Origin of the sequence: Pseudovibrio sp. WM33 (assembly GCF_001623165.1) — a bacterium.
GTDB lineage: Bacteria > Pseudomonadota > Alphaproteobacteria > Rhizobiales > Stappiaceae > Pseudovibrio.
In genome coordinates this window covers 166,904-189,992 of record NZ_LMCK01000055.1, presented here as the reverse complement: position 1 = coordinate 189,992, position 23,089 = coordinate 166,904, and the positions used below count along the sequence as shown (strand labels likewise).

The window sequence follows — 23,089 nt, the reverse complement described above, 5'->3', positions numbered from 1 at the left end:
ATCAAATGCTTCACAGATCAGCTGTCGCCGAAGAACTCCGCATCATACCCCATAGAGGCCTTGAGAAGCTCCTGCGTGTAAGCTGTCTCCGGTGTGGAGCTGCGCATCGCTTCCACATCCATCACCTCAACAACTTCACCATGCTGCATCACGGCAATCTCATCACACATATGTGCAACCACCGCCAGATCGTGCGTCACCATCACATAGGTAAGGTTATGCTCCTTCCGCAGATCAGCAAACAGGTTCAGAATTTCAGCCTGTACAGACACATCCAACGCTGAAGTTGGCTCATCCAACAATAGAATCTCCGGCTCCAACATCAACGCGCGTGCAACAGCCACACGCTGTCGCTGACCACCGGAAAGCTGATGCGGATACCGAAAGCGGAAATCTGCTCCAAGCCCCACGTCATCCAGAGCCCGAAGCACACGACCATCAATATCATCAAACCCATGTAATTTCAGAGGTTCTGACAAAACTCGATCAACGGTATGGCGTGGATGCAAGGACGCGTAAGGGTCCTGAAAAACCATCTGAATCTTGCGGGCAAAAACCTTGTCACGCTTATGCGAAACAGGGGCGCCGTCAATATCGATCTCACCATCCCAGCTCTCAACCAGCCCACACACAGCGCGCAGTACAGTTGACTTACCTGAGCCAGATTCACCGACAATACCAAAACTGCCGCCTTGCTGAACCTTGACGCTCACGTTTTTGACAGCCTGAAAGCGATCCGGTCCCTCACCGAAATAGACGTTGAGGTCTTTGATCTCGAGGCGGGCGTCTTTTGTTGCTTCCGCAACCCATGGCTTACGTTCCATCACGGCACTATCAGACCCGGGCATCGACACTGACCTCCTGCTTCCAGCTGTCCTGACGTTGCAGTGCTTCAAGGCGCCCCTTGGGCTCCTCAATGCGAGGCAGCGCATTCAGCAACCCACGTGTGTAAGGATGCGTCGCATTGTGCAGCTCACTGGCCTTACAGGTCTCTACAATACGTCCTGCGTACATAATGATAATTCGGTCACAGAAGGACGAGACAAGATTCAGATCGTGACTGATGAAGATCAGCCCCATTCCGCGTTCTTGCACCAACTTGTCCATGATCGCCAGCACCTTCATCTGCACAGTCACATCCAGTGCAGAGGTCGGCTCATCAGCAATCAGCAGCTTTGGATCAGTGATCAGCATCATCGCGATCATCACACGCTGCCCCATACCGCCTGAAAGCTCATGCGGATAAGAATTGAACACACGCTCAGGATTGCGGATCTGAACCGCCTCCAACATCTCCAGAGCACCCTGACGAGCCTCACGGCGAGAGGACTTGGTATGCAGGCGAAGAGCCTCACAAATCTGCTTGCCAACCGTGTGAACAGGGTTCAGCGAGAACTTCGGATCCTGCATCACCATGGAGATCTGGTGCCCACGGATTTTCCGCATCTGCCGTTCCGAATAGTCCAGCAGATTCTCACCATTGAACTTAATCGACTTGGCTTCCATCTGACCCGGAGACCGGATCAGGCGCAAAATACTCCGTCCAGTCATAGATTTGCCGGAGCCACTTTCGCCCACAATGCCAACGCGCTCACGCCCGACAGAGAAGGAGATGCCACGAACTGCATCAACGGTACCGCTGCGTGTCGGGAAACGAACCCAAAGGTCCTCAACGCTTAAAAGCGTATCACTCATGGTTCTCTCCCCTAGCTCTGGCTCTTTTTCGGATCAAGAATATCGCGCAGACCATCACCCAGCAGGTTGAAGCCCAAAGACACGATAAAGATCGCCATACCCGGCATGGCAGCAACCCACCAATGATCCAGAATAAACTTGCGACCAGCAGAGATCATTGCGCCCCACTCAGGCTCTGGAGGCTGAGCACCAAGACCAAGGAAACCAAGGCCGGCAGCTGTCAGAATAATCCCCGCCATATCAAGCGTCACACGAACGATGATGGAGGACAGACACAACGGCCATACATGTCCAATAATGATATGCATGACACCAGCCCCCTGCAAACGCACAGCGCTGATGTAATCCGCATTGCGAATGGTCAGAGTTTCAGCACGAGCAATACGCGCATACGGAGGCCATGCCGTCAGACTGATCGCGATAATCGCACTCTCGATACCCGCCCCAAGCGCAGCAACGAAGGCAAGCGCCAAAATAAGCTTGGGAAACGCCAGGAAGATATCAACCAGACGCATAAGTGCCTGATCGACCCAACCGCCCAGATAACCCGCAACAGTTCCAATCAGCAAGCCGAACACTGGTGCTGTGAACGCTACAATGCCTACAATCAGAAGCGTAATGCGGGAACCATAAACGAGGCGGCTCCAGATATCGCGGCCAAGCTCATCAGTTCCAAGCAGGTGACCATCCACCCCCGGCGCGGTCAAACGTTTGGCAAGGTCTTGTGCATTTGGCTCTGTTGTTGCCAGCAGTGGCGCAAAAATCGCCATCAGAACCAGGCTCAGAATAATCAGGAACCCAAGAAACGCGAGCTTATTTTCATAGAGTTTCATCCACCCCATATAAAACTGCACAGCACGTGCATGTCCGCGGGATGTAGGTGCATCAGAGGAGAGCCATGCTTTCAAGCCAGCTCTGTCAGGCACGTTGGATTTTACAGGTGCTGTTGTCATCGTGCCCTCGGATCAACCACTTTGTACATAAAGTCAGAGAAGAGATTGAGGCCAACAAAGATAGCACCAACCACGACTGTTCCACCCAGTACCGCATTCATATCGGCAGAGAGCAGAGCATTGGTGATGTAGTTGCCCAGACCCGGCCACGAGAAGATGATCTCAGTTAGCACAGACCCTTCCAGCAGGTTCGCATAGGAAAGCGCGATCACCGTAATAAGCGGGATCATCACATTTGGCAGCGCGTGCCGCCAGATCACAGCAGTCTCAGAAACCCCCTTCACGCGCGCGGTGGTGATGTACTCCTGAGAGAACTGTTCCAGCATGAACGAGCGGGTCATACGGGAAATGTAAGCAATAGAATAATAGCCAAGAATACTTGCAGGCAGAATGATGTGGCTCACCGCATTCCAGAAGATCTCGATCTCTCCTGCAATCAGGCTATCGATGAGGATCATGCCTGAAACAACAGGAACAATATCTTCGTAATAGATATCGATACGACCTGGGCCACTAACCCAGCCAAGAATACCGTAGAAAATCAAGAGGCCCATCAAGCCAAACCAGAAGATCGGCATGGAGTAGCCAAACAGGCCAACAAGGCGGATCAGCTGGTCCGGCCAACGGCCTTCATTCACTGCAGCCAAAACCCCCATCGGCACGCCAATGCCAACGCCAGCGATCGTCGCAAGAGTTGCAAGCTCCAATGTAGCCGGGAAAACGCGGGCAATGTCCTCAACAACGGGCCGCGCTGTCAGCGTCGACATCCCGAAGTCGCCCATCGCCACCTGTTTCAAGAACAGCATAAACTGCACGTAAAGCGGCTGATCAAGACCCATGGCCTTGTACGCAGCTTCGTAAATTTCCTGAGAGGCACGCTCACCAACAACCGCGAGGACCGGGTCGACTGGCATAACACGCGCAATAATGAAGGTGACGAAAAGAAGCCCCACCATAGTGATGGCAATGGAGAAAAGGCCAGCGATTAAACCTTTTAAAATCTTGTAGAGCGGCGAGGTAAACCCTCGCCGCGCCACAGTCGCTGTAGAGTCAGCGATGCTCATTTGTAATTAGCCAATCTTATTTTTTTACAGGCCAGAAGAATACGCCAGTAATAGCGCCACCCGGATTGAAGCCGGTTACGTTTGCAGCCATGGAGTTCTGTTCAATCTGCTGGAACATAACTGAGAATGGAGCTTCTTTCTGGAAGGTCTTCTGAGCTTGCACGTACATGCGGGCACGCTTTTCGCGGTCACTTTCCTGTACAGCCAGATCGGTCAGCTTGGTCAGCTCTGTTGCTGGGTAAGCGTTACGCCATGCCAGTTTACCAACATGCTTACCTTCATCGGAGTTATCCGGGTTGTTTGCGAAGGTATCAGCATTTGTGTGTGGATCTGGGTAATCCGGACCCCATGCACCTACGTAGATCTGGAAGTCACGAGCGCGGTAACGACCAAGGATCTGCTTGCCAGTTCCCTGTGTGATAGAGGCGCGAATGCCAGCCTGACCGAAGGTGTTCTGCAAGCTCTGAGCAATTTCAACGCGCTCAGTCGCATTACGAACGATGAACTCAACATCGAAACCATCGGCATAACCTGCCTGATCGAGCAGCTCTTTAGCTTTTTCAACGTTCAGTGAGAATGGAGTGTCCTTCAGTTCGCCCATATAGGTCTGCGGAAGGAACGCCTGCTGGATGGTGTACTGCCCCTTCAGGAAAGAACCGGTCATGCCTTTGTAGTCAACGAGATACTTCAAAGCTTCCGCAACTTTAGGATGGGACAGCGCCTTATCCTTCTGGTTGAAGGAGATGTACATCAGACGACCACGGAGCGTGTCTTCAACCTTCAGATCTTCGTTGGTGGAGATCGCAGCAATATCTTCTGGAGACAGGTGACGAGCAACATCAACGTCGCCTTTTTCCAGCATCAGACGCTGAGAAGCAGATTCCATCACGTGACGCACGATAACGCGCTTCATCGCAACTTCACCACGCCAGTAACCTGGAACAGCAGTCAGAGAATAAGACTCATTTGGCTTCCAGCTCTGCAGCTTAAACGCGCCAGAACCAGCAGAATTTGTTTTCAGCCAGCCATTACCCCAGTCGCCATCAACTTCATTGGACTTAACCAGTTCACTATCAACGATAGAAGCAATTGCAGAAGTGAAGCAGTTCAACACGAAAGAAGGAGCGTACTTCTTATCTGTCGTAATCTGGAAAGTGTTCTCATCAACGGCTTTGATTGTCTCACTCATGTTTTCAGGAGTGAAGCCAAACTGCGTAAGAATGAAAGACGGTGTTTTCTTCATCGCAACTGCACGGCGAAGGCTATATTCAGCATCCTTTGCAGTAACAGGGTTGCCGGTGTGGAACTTGACGCCCTCACGCATTTTAAAGGTAAAGGTCTTGCCGTCCTCTGAGATTTCCCAGCTCGTTGCCAGACCTGGCTCATAACCTTTGGACAGGTCAGTTGGGTTCAGCTGTACCAGACGGTCATACATGTTGTTCGCCATGTCCGTACCAGAGAACTCAAACATTTCCTGCGGATCGAGCGAAATGATATCGTCAATACGGCCAGCAACAATGAGCATGTTAGGTGGTGTTGCAGCACCAGCCTCAGAGATGATAGCGCCGGAAATTGGCATCGCCACGCTTGCAGCAAGCGCCAGCGAGAGAAGACTACGCTTAAATTGCATTATAAAATGCTCCCCTACTTATAAAATGCCTTCACATCGTTAGTCGCGCGAAGGCGAAAGAATTGTAACCGCATCTAAGTGCAATCACTGATTAAATTCTTTCACTTTTTAAGAATGGGAACAAGTACCCTTGGTTGAGCTCAGCCAAAGAATACCATGCGCCAGCTCAATCCTTGCTTGATTCTGGACGGCTAACCTTGCGGTTTCTGCCAGTAATCAAACCTCCCCTAACGGACTAGTCAATTGGTATGATCAAGCCTGATTCAGTCTAAAAAAATCAGCTATTTAATCGTTTTAAGAAATGAAGAGGCGTCTCAGAAAAAGTAAACGCTGCACACAAGGTGCAGCGTTGGAACTCTATGCCAAATTGGAGTGAGCCTGTGAGCAATTTTATTTATCACGCACCCTCAAGAGTTGCAGTCTTTTCATGTTGACCTAACGTCCCCAATTTTGAAAACGCGAATCCGTCACCGCCAAACACATGCCCATGGCTGCAATCCAGCTTCACTTTGCAGCTCTCACCAGCCTTCGCAGTAGCATCACCCCTGCCCTGAACGGTGATTAAAGAACCGTCGGTCAAGCGCACATGCAGGAAGTGGCTCTCACCAAGTTCCTCAATAACTTCGACCTTCCCGGAAAGCTCGCCTTCCGTTCCGCTGCCCATGTGCTCGGGACGAATACCAAACTCAACCTTATCGCCAACAGCAAGGCCAGTCGGATCAACGACAACCTTCACAGGATCAGAGCCGATAACCGACAGCTCAACACCGTCTTCAGCAACTCCTGTCACCTGCGCCTCAATGAAGTTCATCTTCGGCGATCCGATGAAGCCAGCCACAAACTTGTTGCGTGGACGATGGTACAGCTCAAGCGGGCTACCAACCTGCTCAATCCGGCCAGCGTTCAGCACCACAATCCGGTCTGCAAGCGTCATTGCCTCCACCTGATCATGGGTCACGTACACCATAGTGGCGTCCATGTCCTGATGCAGCTTGGCAATCTCAATACGCATCTGCACACGCAGCGCCGCATCAAGGTTGGAAAGCGGCTCATCAAACAGGAAGACCTTAGGATTACGAACAATCGCACGGCCAATCGCCACACGCTGCCGCTGACCACCAGAAAGTTGCTTCGGCTTGCGTTCCAGCAACGGAGTCAGCTCGAGAATACGAGCCGCCTCCATCACCTTCTCTTTGATATCCTCTTTTGAATGCTTGGAGAGCTCAAGACCAAACGCCATATTCTCATAAACATTCATATGCGGATAAAGAGCATAGCTCTGAAACACCATGGCTATCTTGCGTTCCTTAGGAGAGCGCTGGTTCACCAGATCTCCATCAATGAACATGTCACCGTCAGTGATATCTTCAAGCCCTGCAATCAGGCGCAATAAAGTCGATTTACCGCAGCCGGATGGCCCAACAAACACGATCAACTCGCGATCTTTGATCTGCAAGTCAACGCCGTGGATGATGCGGGTTGACCCGAAGTCCTTGACGATACCCTTGAGTGTTACATCTGCCATGGTGTTGCCCTCAGCTTAGTTCTTTGAGATTTGCAAGTAAGCCACTTGCCATGCAGGCAGGTTGAGTGCCTCGCCGTCCATTTCCGCACTAAATCCATGCCCCTCCAGCAACGCAGCAGAGCTGTACGCTCCCAGAGCAACACGCATATCATCATTTGTCAGGTTGAAGACGCAAAGCACTTGTTCACCTTCATGCTCACGCACAAACGCCAGAACATCTTCTCCCAGATCAGCAAAGTCCAAAGACCCTTTTTGCAGAACCTTCTGGTCTTTACGCCATTGCAGGTATTTCGCTGTCCGGCGAAGTGGAGAAGCCTCATCTCCAGCCTGAACTTCCGCACTGTGATCCAGATGGTCTTGCGCCATCGGCAACCAAGGCTTGCCAGTGGTGAAGCCACCGTCCTTAGTCCAAGCAATCGGCGTACGGCACCCATCACGACCTTTGTACTCAGGCCAGAACTCAATGCCATAAGGATCCTGCAGGTCTTCCAGAGCCACATCAGCTTCTTTAAAGCCCAGTTCCTCACCCTGATAGATACATGGGCTACCACGCAAGGAGGCGCTTAGCGCCATCAAAGCAGGTGTTGCCACCTGAGGATCAACATCAGCAGGAAGCCGTGATCCCATACGCTTCACATCGTGGTTGGACATCGCCCAGCTCGGCCAGCCCTCAGTCACAATGTTCTGCAGGTTGGTCACCCGCTCACGCACATACTTTGCAGTTGGCGTATTGGAAAGCAGATCAAAGCTGTACGCCATGTGCAGGCGCCCCTCACCAGAGGTGTACTGCTTCATAATCTCACTGGCTTCATGTCCCGCACCGATTTCACCAACTGTGGTGGTGTTCGGATACTCGTTCATCACAGCCCGTAAGCGCTCAAGGAATGGCAGGTTTTCTGGCTGCGACTTGTCGAACTTATGGTCCTGGAATGCATAAGGGTTCACACCAGTCACATCCGCAAGACTATCAGGATCGGGATATGGCGGGTTGTCACGCAGCTGCTTGTCGTGAACGTAAAAGTTCACGGTATCCAGACGGAAACCATCAACACCCAGCTCCAGCCAGAACCGGCCTGCATCAAGCACTGCCTGCTGCACTTCCTCGCAATGGAAATTCAGATCCGGCTGAGAACGCAGGAAGTTATGCAGGTAGTACTGACAACGGCGGCTGTCCCACTGCCAGGCAGAACCACCAAAGATGGAAAGCCAGTTGTTTGGCGGAGAACCATCAGCTTTAGGGCCTGCCCAGACATACCAGTCAGACTTGCTGTTGGTCTTATTGCTCCGGCTTTCCTTAAACCACTCATGTTGCTCAGAGGTGTGTGAAATCACCAGATCGATCAGAACACGAATGCCCTTACCATGCGCTTTAGCCACCAGCTCTTTGAAATCATCCAGAGAGCCGAACATTGGATCAACGTCTTCATAATCAGAAACGTCGTATCCAAAGTCATCCATCGGCGACTTCATGAAAGGCGAGATCCAGATCGCATCAGCACCAAGATCGGAGATGTAGTCCAGCTTCTCTGTAATACCTGGAAGGTCACCAATGCCATCGCCATTGCTATCCGCGAAAGACCGCGGATAGATTTGATAAATGACTGCGCCCCGCCACCAATCCGGATCGTTCGCCAGAACACGATGGCTTGTATTTTCGTTTATTGGGGTAGAGAGGTTCATTCCAGTTATCCTTTAACCGCACCAGCTGTAAGACCAGCGACGATTTTTCGTTGAAACACCAGCACTAGGACCACGATCGGGACGGTCACTAGCACAGAAGCAGCCATGATATTGCCCCATGGCAGCTCGTATTCAGTTGCACCGGACATCAGGGCAATCGCCACTGGCACGGTGCGAACTTCGTTGGATAGAGTAAAGGTGAGCGCGAACAGGAACTCGTTCCACGCACCGATGAAGGCAAGCAGACCAGTGGTCACCATCGCTGGCCACATCAACGGCAGGAAGATCCGGCGCACAATGGTCAGCGGAGAAGCTCCGTCAACGACAGCAGCCTCTTCAAGCTCCTTCGGCAGTTCCTTCATGAAGGTCGTCAGCACCCAAACAGTGAATGGCAGAGTCAGCACTGTGTTCGGGATAATCAGACCCGGCAGAGAGTTGTAAAGGCCCATGGAGCGGATCAACTCATACATGCCGGAGAGGATCGCCACCTGCGGGAACATGGAGACTGACAGGATCGTCATCAACAACAGACCACGGCCTCGGAAGTGGATACGAGCCAGCGCATAAGACGCCGTCACTGCAATAATCAGCGACAGAACCACAACAGACGTCGCAACAATCACCGAGTTCAGAATATTGAGGCCAAACGGCTGTTCTTTGAAGATGGAGAAATAGTTCCCCATCGTGAAGGATGTTGGGAATACGGACGGATTGAACAGCTCCTGCCCGCTCCGGAAACTCGTGACAATCGCGTAATAGAACGGGAAGACCGAGAAAATCACGACCACAACAACCAGTGTGTAAAACAGAATAGACTTCATCTGTCTGTTCATGACTGTTCTCCTTCACCGGATTTCAATCCGCCAGCCAACACAGTAATGGTCGTCAACAAGGCAATCACAATGAACAGCAGCGTCGCAGCTGCAGAGCCATAGCCAACTTCCTGGAAATCCACCAGCTGCTGCCTTGCATAGACTGACATGGACATAGTCGACGTAGAGCTGGACGTCAGCACGTAAATCAGATCGAACACACGCAGTGCATCAAGACTACGGAAAATCACTGCAACAATGATTGCCGGGCGGATCAGCGGCAACGTCACCTTGAAGAACACACGGATCGGGTTGATGCCATCCACGCGGGCAGCCTCATAGATATCACCCGGAAGCATCTGAAGGGCAGCAAGGGTCAGCAGCGCCATGAACGGTGTTGTTTTCCAGACATCCACCATGATCACAGCCCACATCGCGGTGGAAGGATCAGCCGTCCAGGCAATCGGCTCAGACAGAATGCCGACACCCAGCAGAATTTCGTTAATCACACCAAACTGATCGTGAAGCATCCAGCCCCACATCTTGGCGGAAACAATAGTCGGGATCGCCCAGGGGATCAGAACCGCAGCACGCACAAGGCCGCGTCCTTTGAACTCCGCATTCAGGATCAATGCAATGAGAAGCCCGAACAGAGTTTCAAAACCAACAGAGATGACAGAAAACCAGAGAGTGTTCCAAACCGCATTCCACCACTCGGCATCAACGAGAACGCCATAAGCCTCTCCGTCATAATACGAGAGATAGTTCTCAAAGCCGATGAATTGAGATTGGCTGAGATCTGTGAGGTTTGCGTCGGTAAAACCCAACCAGATGGTGCGAAGCAACGGCCAGCCTGCAACAGCGGCCAAAGCAATCATCATGGGGGCGAGAAAAAGCCACGCGGCGCGCAATCTGGCAGAGCTCAGATTGGAGCGTTTTGCCTTACGAGTGGCTGTACCATCCTGCTGAAGAGCAAGGGTCATCCTCTGATCCTTGGTTTCTTTATTTCAGGGAAACTCCAAGGAACCACCCAGGAGCTCGGTTCAGTGTTGCGGCCATCGGGAGGCCGCAACACAGATCGCAAGTCTAGGGAGGAGACTTACCAGCCTTTACGCTTGATGCGTTTCAGGTTCTTTTCAAGCTTCGCAAGGGATGCCTCTGCTTCGGTTTTACCGGAAAGCACGTCATGCACTGCATTGTAAAATGCATTGGAAACTTTGTTGTAGTTAGAGCCAGTTGCACGGGATGGACGTGCCACAGCATTGGTGAAGGTGTCTTTCAACTGACCCATGAACGGGCTTGCTGCAAGAACATCCGCATCAGAGTACAGCTCAGCAATGGTTGGGTTGTAAGACCCTTCAATAGCGCGCTGTTTCTGGCTCTTTTTGCTGGTCAGGTGCATTACAAGGCTTGCAGCGGCTTCAGGGTCTTTGGAGTATTTGGAAACAGCAAGCTGCCAGCCACCAAGAGTACCGGTCTGCTTTCCGTCTTCACCACCCTTAGGCAGAGCCATCACACCGATTTTGCCTTTGATCGGAGAATCGTCAGCCTGACCGAGAGACCATGCATAAGGCCAGTTCCGCATGAACACTGCATTACCGGACTGGAACACACCACGTGCATCTTCTTCCTGATAGGAAAGAACACCAGAAGGTGCAATTGTACCGGTCCAGCTTGCTGCGAGAGACAGAGCTTTTGCAGCTTTTTCGTTGTTGATGGTGATATCGCCATCAGCATTCACAACATCGCCACCACCAAAGCTGTCGACCCACTCAAGAGCGTCACAAGTCAGACCTTCATAAGCCTTCGCCTGATAAACAAAGCCCCACATTTTATTGTTGCCAGCTGCGCGTTCAGCATCCTGGATCTTCTTCGCACTCGCGGTCAGATCGCCCCAGGTTTCAGGAGCCTTTTCACCATGCTTTTCGAGCAGATCTTTGCGGTAGAACAGCAGGCCAGCGTCAGTGTACCAAGGCATAGCAACCAGCTTGCCCTTGTAGGTGTTGTTCGCAACGATTGGCTGGAAGTGCATGTCTTCTGCACCATTGGAATATGGCTTCAGATCAGCAAGGTGGCTTCCCAGAATACCCGGCCAGATAACGTCAATCTGGAAAACATCAATATCAGAAGAACCAGAGCTCAGGATCTGCTGGTACAGCGCCAGCTGCTCGGTAGATGATGCAGGTGCAGCGAAAAACTTAACGGTGTTGCCAGTTTCTTTAGCCCACTCGGTTGCAGCACCTTTACAGAGCTTAGCGCCCTGACCAACGCTACCACAAACAACCGTAACTTCAGCAGCCATTGCATAACCCGCAACGCCAGCCATACCAGCAACAGCAACAGCAGAACCTAATAATGTACGACGGATACCCATAATGGGACGCCTCCCTGTTTCGTCCATGGCCCTTGGTTCAACGAATTCCCAATCGTTGTCCGGCCATTAATTACCCCTCCAGAGCGAAGGGCTCCCCAAACACTGGTCATCTTTCAAAAGATTCCCAAAGCGCTTTGAGACAAGCAAAGTTTAGTCACCGGTCTAAGTCAATAGTAAAAATCCGTAGGAACTTTTGTGAGGCTGTCCATCTGACGTCATATTTTGCAACGCAACACCCACAAAATAGCTGAATTCTCCTAAGTTTAGAGCCCATCATATGTGGTATTTTTCTGCACCTCTGAAAAATACCAGTTTTCCACTGTCTCCGTTACCGTTTCCAAAGCGCTTTGGAAAAGATAAAGGTCCTACTGGATTTTAGGCAGACTTCTGGGCTAGATTTCATCCAAGCATGCGGGAGAAAAAGGGGCTATAAACAAGGCGCACAGCAAGTTTGAGCCATTGAATTATTATGAATCTTAAGAGTTTAGCCAATCATCTCGGTCTTTCACAAACCACAGTCAGCAGAGCTCTGAACGGGTATTCTGACGTGTCTCTCGCCACCCGAAACCGGGTTTCGGAGGCAGCAAAGACCTATGGCTATCGTCCCAATGTCAACGCACGCCGTCTGGCAACCGGACGCTCCTGCGTGATCGGCATCGCCTTCCCCACTGACATGAACATGTTTCTCGACCCGCATTTCATCGAGTTTCTGACAGGTCTTTCAGAGAAGGCATCCGAGCTTGACTACGACATCATGATCTCCTCCTCGCAGAGTGAAGAAGAGGACGTCTACCGCCGCTTTGCGGAAAAAGGCACTGTTGATCTGGTGATCCTGTCCAACGTGGATCTGAGTGAAGAACGCATCCGTCTTCTGCAAGACCTCAACATGCCATTCATCGTCCATGGCCGCACTGCCACCTGTGACAGCTACTCGTACATCGACATTGACAACTACGGCGTCTTCCACGAGCCCACAAAGATGCTGCTGGAAATGGGCCACGACAAGATCGCGATCCTCAACGGCCATCCAAATCGTGTCTACGCCATTGACCGGCTCAACGGCTGGCAGGATGCGTTGAAGGAACGAGGCGTCACGCCAAACCCGGATTATATGCGTGCAGGCGCTATGTCAGAGGAAAACGGCTACGCCTTCGCCATGGGAATCTTGCAGCTCGAAAACCGCCCGACTGCCCTGCTCTGCTCAAGTGTGGTCATGGCAAAAGGCGCGTACAGAGCCTGTAACGAACTCGGCATCAAGATCGGTTCGGAAGTCTCCATCGTCGCCCACGATGACAACGTGCCTCTCGCACAAGCATCTGACATGAACCCGCCACTGACCGTCACCCGCTCACCACTGCGCGACGCAGGCCGGGAGATCGCGATCATGGCGATGAACTACCTCAAAGGCACGGACATCAAAGAGCTGCAATGCCTGTGGCACCCGGAACTTATTTTCCGCAAATCTGTAGGCGCTCCGCCACGCAGCAGCACCTGACCTAGGGAATTTACTCAATTCCTTGCGTGGGATCATTGCCATACAACTTGAAACTGAGGCTATATTGGAGTGTGGCTGCACATTCAGGTTGGGGCCCCTATGCCAGCGCCAGTATTCATCGCCGATAATGTAACCAAGACTTACACCACAAACGAGGTTGAGGTGCATGCACTTCGGGGTGTTTCCATGACACTCTTTGAAGGCGAGATGGTTGTGTTGCTCGGACCATCCGGATCCGGCAAATCCACTTTCCTTAACATTCTCGGCGGGCTCGACAACGCCACCTTCGGCAGTGTTTCGTTTATGGGAAAAAACCTCACAGACTTCAGCGAAAGCAATCTAACTCGCTATCGGCGCGATTACGTCGGCTTCGTCTTCCAGTTCTACAACCTCATTCCCAGCCTCAACGCGTGGGAGAACGTGGCTCTGACAACAGAGATCGCCAAGAACCCGATGGACCCACAGGAGGCCTTGGAACTGGTCGGCCTCGGCAAACGCTCCTCCCACTTCCCGGCAGAAATGTCCGGCGGAGAGCAGCAGCGTGTCGCCATCGCCCGCGCCATCGCCAAGCGACCAGAAGTCCTGCTCTGCGACGAACCCACCGGCGCGCTCGACACCCAAACCGGCACACTTGTGCTGGAAGCCTTGCAGCGCATCAACCTGGAACTGGGAACCACCACAGCAATCATCACGCACAACACGGCAATCCAGCAGATGGCAAACCGTGTTTACATCTTCAAAGACGGCGCTATCGAAAGCACCCACGAGAATGAAACACCCAAGCAACCTTCGGAGGTTGCATGGTAGCTCTACCCGTCCTTGACCGAAAAGTCATCCGCGACTTGAAACGCCTGTGGGCGCAAGTGCTCGCGATTGCTTTGGTCATGGCCTGCGGAGTGATGACGCTGATCCTCGCCCAAGGCGCTTACCGCTCTCTCAGCGAAACGCAGAAAACCTATTACGACCAGTACCGCTTCGGCCACATCTTCGCACAGGCCGTTCGCGCACCCGATCACCTGAAGGAACGCATTGCAGCCATTGATGGCGTCGCAGCAGTCGAAATGCGCATTGTCCGCTCCGCTATCCTCGACATTCCGCAGATGGCTAAACCCGCCGCTGGCATTGCGCTTTCCTTGCCCTCAGGCAGAAAGCCTGCCGTCAACCGCCTCTACTTACGCGCAGGCCGCTTACCGGAAGGCTCCCGCACCAACCAAGTCGCTCTAGATTCCCGCTTCGCCAAAGCACATGGCCTCAACCCCGGCGACACTTTCAGCGCAATCTTGAACGGCAAGAAGCTCAACCTCGAAATCACGGGTATCATCCTCTCCCCCGAGTTCATCTACGCTCTCGGTCCCGGAGATCTGGTCCCCGACGACCGCCGCTTCGCCGTCTTCTTCATGGCTCAATCCGCCATGGAAGGCCTGTTCGACATGAAGAACGCGGCCAACGATATTTCGCTGCGGCTACTCAGAGGCGCCTGTACACCTTGCGTACTGGAACAACTCGACCGCCTGCTCAAGCCATACGGTGGCACCGGCGCGTATAAACGCAAAGACCAGCAATCCCACGCCTTTCTGGATGCGGAGCTCACCCAGCTTTCCGCCATGGCGAAAGTGCTACCCCCCATATTCCTGCTGGTCTCCGCTTTCCTCGTCAACATGATCCTGTCTCGCCTGATCGCTCTGGAGCGGGAGCAGATCGGCCTACTGAAAGCCTGCGGTTACTCGTCATGGTCCGTCGCAGGTCACTACGCCAAACTCGTCTCTTTCATTGCGCTTCTGGGCGTTGGAATCGGCTCCATTGCTGGCAACTACATGGGTAAGTTGATGACCCAAATGTATGCGCAGTACTTCTCGTTCCCATTCCTCGTGTTCGATGAAAGCCCGGACCTCTACTTCATCGCCGCCGCCATCTCGTTGTTTGCTGCTTTGGGCGGTGCGCTATCTTCCATCATGAAGGCCGCCCGCCTGCCACCCGCAGTCGCCATGCGTCCACCTGCGCCACCACGTTTCCGCAGTTTCCTCTCGCTCAAGTCCAGGCGTGTGCGCATCCTGTCCCAGCTCAGCACCATGGGCCTGCGCCATCTCATGCACAATCCGGTCCGCAGCCTGCTCACCAGCCTTGGCGTCTCTTTCGCGCTGGCCCTGCTCGTCTCCGCGCTGTTCCTGACCAACTCCATGGACCACATGATCAATGTGGCCTTCAACAAAGCAGAAACCGCAGATGCCCGCCTGACACTGGCAGATGACAAAGCCCCCAGCGTGCTCGATGACATCCTGCGCCTGCCCGGCGTTCTCACCGCAGAAGCCTACAGACAAGAACCCGTCATCCTGCGCTTTGGTCCCAAAGAAAAGCGCGTCGCCATCACAGGCCGCCCAACCAACGCCAACCTCTCCCGCATTCTGGACCTTGATGAGCGCGCTATTGAAATGCCCCGCACCGGTCTCATGCTGCCAACTCACCTCGCCAACCAGCTGGGTGTAAAGCCGGGCGAGATGCTCACCGTGGAGCTGACCAAGCACAACTCGATCCTGCGGCAGGTTCGGGTCTCAGGCACCGTCACCAGCTACATGGGCATCTCCGCCTCCATGCACATAGACGCGCTGAACGCCCTTGTGCCCACAGGCCCGCGCATTTCTGATCTTGCCATCAACATCGACCGCACACGGCTTGATGATCTCTACAATGCTGTCAAAGAAACACCGGGCCTTGGCGGGATAGCCATGCAGATGCTTTCTCGAGAAAAGTTCCGCGAGCTCATGGAACAGAGCTTCACCTCCATGCTGGTTGCCTACATCACCATCGCCGTCATTGTCGCCTTCGGTGTCGTCTACAACGCCGCCCGCATTCAGCTGTCAGAGCGGGGCCGCGAGCTCGCCAGCCTGCGCGTCATCGGCTTTTCCAAGCAGGAAGTGTTTCACGTCATTCTGGTGGAAATGGCCATGATTGTTCTGCTGGCACAGCCCATGGGCTGGCTCATCGGCTATGGCATGGCAGCAGGCATGATACAGGGCCTCGCCAGTGATCTCTTCCGCGTGCCACTTGTGGTGCTGCCAAGCACCTACGCCATCGCCAGCTTTGTCATTCTCACTGCCGCCCTGGCCTGTGCGCTCATCGTGCGCCGCCGTGTGGGCAAACTTGATCTCATCAAAACCTTAAAAACGAGGGAATAGGAATGAACGGTAAATACGTCAAACGAGGCGCATATATTGCTGTCGCCCTGCTCGTTCTTCTCCTCATTGGTTGGGCCTTGCAGGAAAAGCCAATCTCCGTTGAAACAGCCAGGATCACCCGCGGCGACCTGATTGTCACCGTGGAGGAAGACGGCAAAACCCGCGTCAAAGAGATCTACAAAATCTCCGCCCCAATCGCCGGACGGGTCGACCGTTCCCTGTTGGAAGTCGGCGACAAGGTGTCTCGCGGCGAAACCACAGTGGCCACCATCAACCCACTCACCACTCCGTTCATGAACGCCCGCACCAAAGCAGAGGCATTGGCAGGCGTTGAAACCGCCAAAGCTGCCATCTCATTGGCAGAAGCTGAGCTCGCCTCCGCCAAGGCAGAACACAAACTCGCCAAGTCAGAACTCATCCGCGCCCAACGCCTCAACCGCTCCAAAACCATCTCTGACGCTCAATTGGAGCGCGTGGAAATCGACGTCACCCTGAAAGCCGCCAAAGTCCAAAGCGCAGAAGCTCAGATTGCCCAGCGAAACAGCGACCTTGCAAGCGCCAAAGCCCGTCTGATTGAGCCGCACATCGCTCAGGATCCTGAACGTTCAGAAGAACTGGCCGTACGCATGATCTCCCCGATCAACGGCCTGGTCCTCAATCTGGCCGTTGAAAGCGAGCAAACCATCCAGTCTGGTGCCCTGCTGATGGAACTAGGCGATCCCGCTGATATCGAGGTGGTCGTGGACCTGCTCTCTACCGAAGCCGTGAAAATCGCTGAAGGGGCAAAAGCAACGCTGGTCGACTGGGGCGGCAACACCCTGAGGGCAACCGTCCGCCGCATTGACCCGGCTGGCTTCACCAAGGTCTCAGCCCTTGGCATCGAGGAACAGCGCGTCAACGCAATTCTGGATCTGGAAACCCCGGCACTGGAACTCGGCCACGGCTTCCACCTGCGCGCCGCCATTGAGACATGGCACGGCCAAAACGTCCTGCACATTCCCATGACCGCCCTCTTCCGCGAAGGCAACGACTGGGCCACCTTCAAAATCGTCAACGGCAAAGCCCAACTCCAACTCCTGACCATCGGCGCCTTCAACCAGGACATGGCCGAAGTCCGCTCTGGCTTGAACCAGAACGACACCGTGATCCAGTTTCCGGGAGATACTGTCTCACATGGTACTGCAGTGGCAGCGGAGTAGAGATGACCGAACAAACGGATTGCTCTTTTTGCAAAATAGCCCAGAAGCACTATCGCGTTTTCGAGGTCTATCGCGATGACAAGATCATGGCCTTTCTCGACAATGGCCCAATCCGCCCCGGTCATACTCAGATCATCCCACTGGAGCATTACGACTACTTTGATGATCTACCCCTCGAACTTGCGACCAGAATTATGCAACTCGGCCAACACCTTGCCAAAGTACTCAAGCAAATCACTGGAGTAGAAAGAGTAGCATTCCTCTTCACCGGCGGAGATATCCCCCACGCCCACGCTCATCTGATCCCGATGTATGAGAAAACCGACATCACCTCCCGCCGCTACATCCTCAATGAGGACCTCACCTTTCAGGATAGACCCTGTCCGCCCCACAACGAGCAGCTGGCGATACTCAGAAAAATCAAGGAAGCAATGAGTGCTGAACACCTCTGATAAGTCGCTACTCAATTGAAGATATCTTCGACAAACTTATAGATCAGATAGAGCGCCAGATACGAGAGAAACGAGCTGGAAACACCTGCAACAAGTGCCATGTATCCATTCGCTCTGTACATAACTGTGTCAGCAAAACCATAGCTGAGTAGCACCCAAAGCGTCGTTGCTATCGATACAGCCATAGCCCCTATAAACAGCAGCACCCGCGCGAGTTTGTTCGAGCGGAAATACCCTTCAGCATTGCGCCCAATAACAAGAAACTCAGCCAACACCGTACAGATATAGGCAGCAGCGAGTACCAGAAAGCTGTCCCAAATTACAAAATGCAAAGCGAGTCTCGCACGCGCTCAAAAAAGCATTTTCAAAACGCAATCATTCTCACTTATATGACAGCCAAACACAAGCTGAAGGTGCATATCTCAGCACGTACTCACGCTCCTCTCACATACCGGAGGAACTCGTAGAACAGGTTGCAAACGGCATACGCCAAAATGCCGGTAGGTAGACTGGCGATGTACCCTAGGTATTGGAAAGCTCGTGGCTCATCAGCAGCAGCCTGATGGTAATCCCATAACGCATAATACATCGCAACAAATCCAGCTAGCATTGCAACTAGAAAATGAAAGATGTGTGCGGATTGCCTATTTTCAAAGTAGTCATCAGCTTTGAACCGAAGAAAAATTCCCTCTGAAATTCCGGCTGAAATCAAGGATACGACGAGTAGAGTGAGAATGAAAAAATACATATAGTATTGATAGGGCTCACACTAACTCGTTGCAACAGGCAAGCCGTCTTTCGCAGCCTTCTCCGCCGCCTCTCTCTCCCGCCGGGCCAGTTCCATCTTCCACCAGCGATCTCGCAGGGTGACGCGGTTTTCGCGGTAGCGGTCTTCCAGCACCTCCATGTGGGTCACACGATCTGTCCGGAAGGCGCGAAAGTCCTTGCGCAGTTCGCACCACGCCACGATCATGCGTGAGTGTGCAAAGAAAGTCAGACTCAGCGGCCATATCAGGCGCTCACTCATCTCCCCCTGCGCGTCCTCATAAGTCAGCCGCAACTTGTTCTGCCCGCGAATAGCCTGCCGCACATCCTTCAGCTCAATCCGTGCTGTGGGAATAGGCTCCACCCCGAAATCCGGCGCATAAAGCGGGGCTTCAATGAACTCATCGCGCGCTTCGGGAGACAGCACTGCCGCAATCTTGGCAATCACATCGCTGGCTGTGCGGATAAGCTGCTCATCCCCACGCACTTGCACATGGCGCAGGCCCATCATCACCGCTTCCAGCTCATCACTGTTGAACATCAACGGCGGCAGATCATACCCCTCATCCAGCACATAACCGACCCCCGCCTCCCCGCGGATCGGCACACCAGTCGATTGCAGGCTGACAATGTCGCGGTAAAGCGTGCGAACAGAGATTTCCAGTTCCTCCGCCATCGCATCACCGGTCACCGGCCCACGATGACGTCGCAACAACTGAACGACCTGCAGCAACCGATCTGCCCTGCGCATGAACTCCTCCAAATAAGTTTGGAATGCGAAACACTCCTGACACAATGCTGTCAGGAGCACTTTGCTACCAATCCCCCACCAAACACAAGCGGAGAAAGCAAATGCTCACAAACCACAAATTCAGCGCAAAACTCGATGGTGTCAGCGCAAGCCCGTTTTGCCTGAAAGTAGACATCCTGCTCGCCATGGCGGGCCTGTCCTATGACGTTCTGGAAGGCCCAGCAGCATTGCAAACCGCCCCCAAAGGCAAGCTCCCGGTGATGAAGGACCAAGAAGAGCTCATCGCCGATTCCGAGTTCATCAGACGGCATTTGGTGATCAACTATAACGCTGATTTTTCAGGTGGTTATTCTGAGGCAGAACTGGCTGTGGCCCACGCCTTCATGCGAATGGCAGAGCATTCTCTGTACTTCGTGACCGTCTGTACCCGCTGGCTGCCAGATGAGAACTTTGCTGTCATCGAAGATCAGTTCTTCGGTATCCTGCCACCGGAAATGCGCAGCTCCCTTGCAAACGAGTCTCGCAAAAGCGTCATCACCAAAGTCAACAATCACGGCTACGGCCAGCACACATGGGAAGAGCGCCTCGCATTGGGCCGTGCAGACTTGCAAGCCATCTCCACCCAACTCGGTGACAAACCATTTCTGCTCGGCGATCGCCCCTGCTTTGCTGATGCCGCCATCGGCGCCCAAATCCTCTGCACCCTCTCCAACCTGCCCTTCTCCGGCTGGAAGGAAACCACCGAGCAGTTCCCCAACCTCGTCGCCTACGCAGACCGCATCAAAGAAGCCTACCCGGAGAAAGCAACCGAAGCAGCCTAATCAACACCCCCGCCGGATTGGTGCATCCGGCGGGGGCTTGTCACATTCACTACGACTGCTTCAAATACGCAATCACATCCTCAGCATTCTGCGCCGGATCACTCACCGGATACATAACGTGTTCCATCGCACCATCTTTGATGATCATGGTGAGCCTTTTCAGCAGAACCATGCCACCAGCCTCAAAAGTCGGCAGCTCCATCGCCTTCGTCAGTTCCAGTTCCTCATCAGAAAGCAAAGCAAACGGCAGATGCAAACGCTCAGCAGCTTCAGCCTGAAACGCTGTCGACTGAGTAGAAAGCCCAAACACCGCTTGCGCCCCAACCGCTTTTAACTCACCAAAGTGATCCCGGAATGCACAGGATTGAGGCGTACATCCACGAGCTCCGGGAATGAGATCCCACCCTTCAATTGGCCCTTCATTTGGAGGGCTTGTTCTAGGATAGGCATAGACAACAGTGCGGCCCTGTAACGCTGACAAATCAATCATCTCAGCATTGGTTGTCCGCAGTTTCAGCGCCGGAAGCTTCATGCCAAGCAAACTCTTAGTGTCAGTCACAATCAATCAAACCTTCTCCAATAAAAACCCCGCCGAACATTCTCATCCGGCGGGGCTATCTCACTCATAAAACATCGCCGCTAAGCGTCTTGCGTCATCAGCTGTTGGTTCTTACGTGCCATCACCTGCCGCACCACAACAGGCAGCATCAACACTCCACCGATTGCCATGGTTTGCAAGCCCGGCGCAACGAAGAACATCGCCGCAAAGGCCGTCCAATACCGCTCCAGCTTATTCAGCCCCGCCAGCATGTAGCCAGAGAACGCCACACCCAGCAGACCAATGCCACACATGGCACCCGCCAGAGTTACGCTCAGGTCGTACCAGGTGAACTCCGGCGTCACCAACAGCAGTGCAGGAGAGTAAACGAACACAAACGGCACCAGCGCCTTTGCGATACCAAGACGGAACGCCGTGTTGCCGGTCTTGAACGGGTTCGCACCAGCAATCCCAGCCCCGGCATAAGCAGCCAGCGCCACAGGCGGCGTAATGTCTGCAAGTACGCCGTAGTAGAACACGAAGAAGTGCGCCACCAGCGGCTGAACGCCCAGCAAGGCAAGCGCAGGTGCAGCAATGGAAACCAGAATGATGTAGGTCGCCGTTGTCGGAATACCCGCGCCCATGATGATGCAGGCAACTGCCGTAAACAACAGGGTGAAGAACAGCGTCAGCCCATTCTGCGTCACATACTCTGCAAGCATACCGGACGCAATAAACCCGCCCAGATCAGAAGCAGCCTGTGTCACCACAAACGAAAGCCGGAAGCCCGTTCCCGTCAGCGTCACCACGCCAACAATGATGCCAACAGCTGCAGCAGCAGCCCCAACAGCCAGCGAGTACTTGGCCCCTGTCGCCAGGGACTCAATCAGGTCTTTGAGACCCATCCGGTTATGCGGGTTTAAAATCCCAACAACCACACAAGCAGTAATCCCCCAAACCGCTGCAAAGTCGGGCGTTTTACCGGAGATGATCAGGTAAACCAGAATGCCCAGCGGGATGACGGAGAGCCAGTGCTGCTTCATCACCACCAACGCTTTCGGCAGCTCATCCTTGGTAAGGCCGCGCAAACCAAGGCGTTTGGCTTCCAGATGCACCATCACAAAGATGCCGAAGTAATGCAGCATTGCCGGGAACATCGCCGCAAGCAGCACCTCACGGTACGGGATCTCTAAAAACTCCACCATGATGAAGGCAGCAGCCCCCATAATCGGCGGCGTAATCTGCCCGCCCGTTGATGCCGTCGCTTCAACAGCCCCCGCAAAGTGTGGCGGATAACCAACCTTTTTCATCGCTGGAATGGTGAGCGAGCCTGTCGTCACCGTGTTGGCAATGGAACTGCCGGAAATCGTGCCCAGCATGGCAGAGGAGAAGATCGCAACCTTCGCAGGCCCGCCTGCATAGCGTCCGGCAATCACAGAGGCCAGATCAATAAACAACTGCCCAAGGCCAATGCGCGTGGCTAAAACCCCAAACAAAACAAACAGGAACACATACTTGGCAACCACACCAATGGCGATGCCGTAAATGCCCTGGTTCGTCATATATAGGTGATTGATCAGCCCCGTCCAACTCGCGCCCGGGTGCCGCAGAGCGCCCGGTGCGTACATGCCAAACACAGCATAGCCAACAAAGATCAGCGCAATCAGCGGCAGCGTTGGCCCAACGGATCGCCGCGCAGCTTCCAGCACCAGCACCAGCAGCACGGTGCCCATAAACACATCAATCGGCGCAGGAGCCCCAACACGGGAGGCAACCGCCTCAGCTGGCAACAATGGCAAATACATTGCCGCAGCCACAGCCATCACTGCCAGCACGATATCCCACAGATGCACACCACTCGGGCGCCACCATGTGGAAGGCGCAGGTTGGCTGCTCGTGCTCTTGATGAAACTGAAAAGAACAAACACCAGCCCCAGCACAAACGAAAGGTGAATGCCGCGATGGACAAGCTCTCGAATAAGCCCGAAGCCGGACGCGTAATAATGATAAAGCGACATGGCAACAAGTGCCGCTGTTATAACAACAGCAAGCACCGGACCAGCCGCTCGGAAGGTAAGGTCTGGATCGTATTTCCGTTCCAGATCCTCAAGGGATTGATCTGTCGTATCCTGAGACATCAGCCCTGCGTTTCGTTTAGATTA

At 53.5% G+C, this 23,089-nt stretch carries 20 protein-coding genes; 6 read left to right on the top strand and 14 right to left on the bottom strand.

Features of this window, described 5'->3' with window-relative positions; genetic code table 11:
• Window positions 1–17: 17 nt before the first annotated feature.
• The 10 genes from PsWM33_RS10640 to PsWM33_RS10595 form a co-directional block, all read right to left on the bottom strand.
• Complete coding sequence (locus PsWM33_RS10640; protein ID WP_063298390.1) at window positions 18–848, bottom strand: ABC transporter ATP-binding protein; 831 nt, start codon at window positions 846–848, stop codon at window positions 18–20.
• The gene (locus PsWM33_RS10635; protein WP_063290107.1) at window positions 835–1,695 is read right to left on the bottom strand and encodes an ABC transporter ATP-binding protein; all 861 of its coding nucleotides are present in this window, start codon (window positions 1,693–1,695) and stop codon (window positions 835–837) included. Before PsWM33_RS10635 ends, PsWM33_RS10640 begins: the two co-directional genes overlap by 14 nt.
• 11 nt (window positions 1,696–1,706) lie before the next feature.
• The gene (locus PsWM33_RS10630; protein ID WP_057461258.1) at window positions 1,707–2,648 is read right to left on the bottom strand and encodes an ABC transporter permease; all 942 of its coding nucleotides are present in this window, start codon (window positions 2,646–2,648) and stop codon (window positions 1,707–1,709) included.
• On the bottom strand, window positions 2,645–3,712 hold the full coding sequence (locus PsWM33_RS10625; protein WP_063290108.1) for an ABC transporter permease: 1,068 nt from the start codon (window positions 3,710–3,712) through the stop codon (window positions 2,645–2,647). The genes PsWM33_RS10630 and PsWM33_RS10625 overlap by 4 nt, the downstream gene beginning before the upstream one ends.
• Window positions 3,713–3,728: 16 nt before the next feature.
• Window positions 3,729–5,342, bottom strand: a complete 1,614-nt coding sequence (locus PsWM33_RS10620; RefSeq protein WP_063300186.1) for an ABC transporter substrate-binding protein — start codon at window positions 5,340–5,342, stop codon at window positions 3,729–3,731.
• Window positions 5,343–5,739: 397 nt separating this feature from the next.
• The gene (locus tag PsWM33_RS10615; RefSeq protein ID WP_063300185.1) at window positions 5,740–6,867 is read right to left on the bottom strand and encodes an ABC transporter ATP-binding protein; all 1,128 of its coding nucleotides are present in this window, start codon (window positions 6,865–6,867) and stop codon (window positions 5,740–5,742) included.
• A 15-nt stretch (window positions 6,868–6,882) separates the two neighbouring features.
• Window positions 6,883–8,547, bottom strand: coding sequence for an alpha-glucosidase family protein (locus PsWM33_RS10610; protein WP_063300184.1), 1,665 nt, complete (start codon window positions 8,545–8,547; stop codon window positions 6,883–6,885).
• 5 nt (window positions 8,548–8,552) lie between these two features.
• Complete coding sequence (locus PsWM33_RS10605; RefSeq protein ID WP_057461253.1) at window positions 8,553–9,380, bottom strand: carbohydrate ABC transporter permease; 828 nt, start codon at window positions 9,378–9,380, stop codon at window positions 8,553–8,555.
• Window positions 9,377–10,342: a carbohydrate ABC transporter permease gene (locus PsWM33_RS10600; RefSeq protein ID WP_063298395.1), complete on the bottom strand. Its 966-nt coding sequence runs from the start codon at window positions 10,340–10,342 to the stop codon at window positions 9,377–9,379. Before PsWM33_RS10600 ends, PsWM33_RS10605 begins: the two co-directional genes overlap by 4 nt.
• A 116-nt stretch (window positions 10,343–10,458) precedes the next feature.
• Window positions 10,459–11,733: an ABC transporter substrate-binding protein gene (locus PsWM33_RS10595; protein ID WP_063298396.1), complete on the bottom strand. Its 1,275-nt coding sequence runs from the start codon at window positions 11,731–11,733 to the stop codon at window positions 10,459–10,461.
• A gap of 469 nt (window positions 11,734–12,202) precedes the next feature.
• Here PsWM33_RS10595 and PsWM33_RS10590 point away from each other — a divergent pair, with 469 nt between their 5' ends.
• The 5 genes from PsWM33_RS10590 to PsWM33_RS10570 all read left to right on the top strand — a co-directional run bounded on the left by PsWM33_RS10590 (window position 12,203) and on the right by PsWM33_RS10570 (window position 18,052).
• Entirely contained in the window at window positions 12,203–13,228 is a 1,026-nt protein-coding gene (locus PsWM33_RS10590; RefSeq protein ID WP_063300183.1) for a substrate-binding domain-containing protein, read from the top strand.
• Window positions 13,229–13,327: 99 nt separating this feature from the next.
• Window positions 13,328–14,035 (top strand): ABC transporter ATP-binding protein, encoded by a 708-nt coding sequence (locus PsWM33_RS10585; protein WP_063298398.1) that lies wholly within the window; start codon window positions 13,328–13,330, stop codon window positions 14,033–14,035.
• Window positions 14,029–16,401, top strand: a complete 2,373-nt coding sequence (locus PsWM33_RS10580; RefSeq protein WP_063300182.1) for an ABC transporter permease — start codon at window positions 14,029–14,031, stop codon at window positions 16,399–16,401. Before PsWM33_RS10585 ends, PsWM33_RS10580 begins: the two co-directional genes overlap by 7 nt.
• Before the next feature lie 2 nt (window positions 16,402–16,403).
• Window positions 16,404–17,600 (top strand): efflux RND transporter periplasmic adaptor subunit, encoded by a 1,197-nt coding sequence (locus tag PsWM33_RS10575; RefSeq protein WP_063300181.1) that lies wholly within the window; start codon window positions 16,404–16,406, stop codon window positions 17,598–17,600.
• Between the two features lie 2 nt (window positions 17,601–17,602).
• Window positions 17,603–18,052, top strand: coding sequence for an HIT family protein (locus tag PsWM33_RS10570; RefSeq protein ID WP_057461246.1), 450 nt, complete (start codon window positions 17,603–17,605; stop codon window positions 18,050–18,052).
• A gap of 11 nt (window positions 18,053–18,063) precedes the next feature.
• On the opposite strand, the gene PsWM33_RS10565 is transcribed toward PsWM33_RS10570, so the two are convergent.
• Both PsWM33_RS10565 and PsWM33_RS10555 read right to left on the bottom strand, forming a co-directional pair.
• Window positions 18,064–18,384: a hypothetical protein gene (locus PsWM33_RS10565; protein WP_057461245.1), complete on the bottom strand. Its 321-nt coding sequence runs from the start codon at window positions 18,382–18,384 to the stop codon at window positions 18,064–18,066.
• 437 nt (window positions 18,385–18,821) lie between these two features.
• On the bottom strand, window positions 18,822–19,568 hold the full coding sequence (locus tag PsWM33_RS10555; protein WP_193778388.1) for a helix-turn-helix transcriptional regulator: 747 nt from the start codon (window positions 19,566–19,568) through the stop codon (window positions 18,822–18,824).
• A 101-nt stretch (window positions 19,569–19,669) separates the two neighbouring features.
• On the opposite strand from PsWM33_RS10555, the gene PsWM33_RS10550 reads away from it, so the two are divergent.
• Window positions 19,670–20,389, top strand: a complete 720-nt coding sequence (locus PsWM33_RS10550; RefSeq protein WP_063300178.1) for a glutathione S-transferase family protein — start codon at window positions 19,670–19,672, stop codon at window positions 20,387–20,389.
• A gap of 49 nt (window positions 20,390–20,438) precedes the next feature.
• Here PsWM33_RS10550 and PsWM33_RS10545 read toward each other — a convergent pair whose 3' ends face one another.
• Together PsWM33_RS10545 and PsWM33_RS10540 are read right to left on the bottom strand one after the other, a co-directional pair.
• Window positions 20,439–20,954, bottom strand: a complete 516-nt coding sequence (locus PsWM33_RS10545) for a peroxiredoxin (RefSeq protein WP_063300177.1) — start codon at window positions 20,952–20,954, stop codon at window positions 20,439–20,441.
• Between the two features lie 74 nt (window positions 20,955–21,028).
• On the bottom strand, window positions 21,029–23,065 hold the full coding sequence (locus tag PsWM33_RS10540) for a TRAP transporter permease (protein ID WP_063300176.1): 2,037 nt from the start codon (window positions 23,063–23,065) through the stop codon (window positions 21,029–21,031).
• Window positions 23,066–23,089 lie beyond the last annotated feature (24 nt).

What these genes read in the sequence shown, in the direction of transcription:
- PsWM33_RS10540 (WP_063300176.1), bottom strand. Translation starts at nt 23,065, where the DNA reads ATGTCTCAGGATACGACAGATCAATCCCTTGAGGATCTGGAACGGAAA.
- PsWM33_RS10620 (WP_063300186.1), bottom strand. Translation starts at nt 5,342, where the DNA reads ATGCAATTTAAGCGTAGTCTTCTCTCGCTGGCGCTTGCTGCAAGCGTG.
- PsWM33_RS10590 (WP_063300183.1), top strand. Translation starts at nt 12,203, where the DNA reads ATGAATCTTAAGAGTTTAGCCAATCATCTCGGTCTTTCACAAACCACA.
- PsWM33_RS10585 (WP_063298398.1), top strand. Translation starts at nt 13,328, where the DNA reads ATGCCAGCGCCAGTATTCATCGCCGATAATGTAACCAAGACTTACACC.
- PsWM33_RS10635 (WP_063290107.1), bottom strand. Translation starts at nt 1,695, where the DNA reads ATGAGTGATACGCTTTTAAGCGTTGAGGACCTTTGGGTTCGTTTCCCG.
- PsWM33_RS10595 (WP_063298396.1), bottom strand. Translation starts at nt 11,733, where the DNA reads ATGGGTATCCGTCGTACATTATTAGGTTCTGCTGTTGCTGTTGCTGGT.
- PsWM33_RS10580 (WP_063300182.1), top strand. Translation starts at nt 14,029, where the DNA reads ATGGTAGCTCTACCCGTCCTTGACCGAAAAGTCATCCGCGACTTGAAA.
- PsWM33_RS10615 (WP_063300185.1), bottom strand. Translation starts at nt 6,867, where the DNA reads ATGGCAGATGTAACACTCAAGGGTATCGTCAAGGACTTCGGGTCAACC.
- PsWM33_RS10630 (WP_057461258.1), bottom strand. Translation starts at nt 2,648, where the DNA reads ATGACAACAGCACCTGTAAAATCCAACGTGCCTGACAGAGCTGGCTTG.
- PsWM33_RS10555 (WP_193778388.1), bottom strand. Translation starts at nt 19,568, where the DNA reads ATGCGCAGGGCAGATCGGTTGCTGCAGGTCGTTCAGTTGTTGCGACGT.
- PsWM33_RS10600 (WP_063298395.1), bottom strand. Translation starts at nt 10,342, where the DNA reads ATGACCCTTGCTCTTCAGCAGGATGGTACAGCCACTCGTAAGGCAAAA.
- PsWM33_RS10570 (WP_057461246.1), top strand. Translation starts at nt 17,603, where the DNA reads ATGACCGAACAAACGGATTGCTCTTTTTGCAAAATAGCCCAGAAGCAC.
- PsWM33_RS10625 (WP_063290108.1), bottom strand. Translation starts at nt 3,712, where the DNA reads ATGAGCATCGCTGACTCTACAGCGACTGTGGCGCGGCGAGGGTTTACC.
- PsWM33_RS10610 (WP_063300184.1), bottom strand. Translation starts at nt 8,547, where the DNA reads ATGAACCTCTCTACCCCAATAAACGAAAATACAAGCCATCGTGTTCTG.
- PsWM33_RS10605 (WP_057461253.1), bottom strand. Translation starts at nt 9,380, where the DNA reads ATGAACAGACAGATGAAGTCTATTCTGTTTTACACACTGGTTGTTGTG.
- PsWM33_RS10575 (WP_063300181.1), top strand. Translation starts at nt 16,404, where the DNA reads ATGAACGGTAAATACGTCAAACGAGGCGCATATATTGCTGTCGCCCTG.
- PsWM33_RS10550 (WP_063300178.1), top strand. Translation starts at nt 19,670, where the DNA reads ATGCTCACAAACCACAAATTCAGCGCAAAACTCGATGGTGTCAGCGCA.
- PsWM33_RS10640 (WP_063298390.1), bottom strand. Translation starts at nt 848, where the DNA reads ATGCCCGGGTCTGATAGTGCCGTGATGGAACGTAAGCCATGGGTTGCG.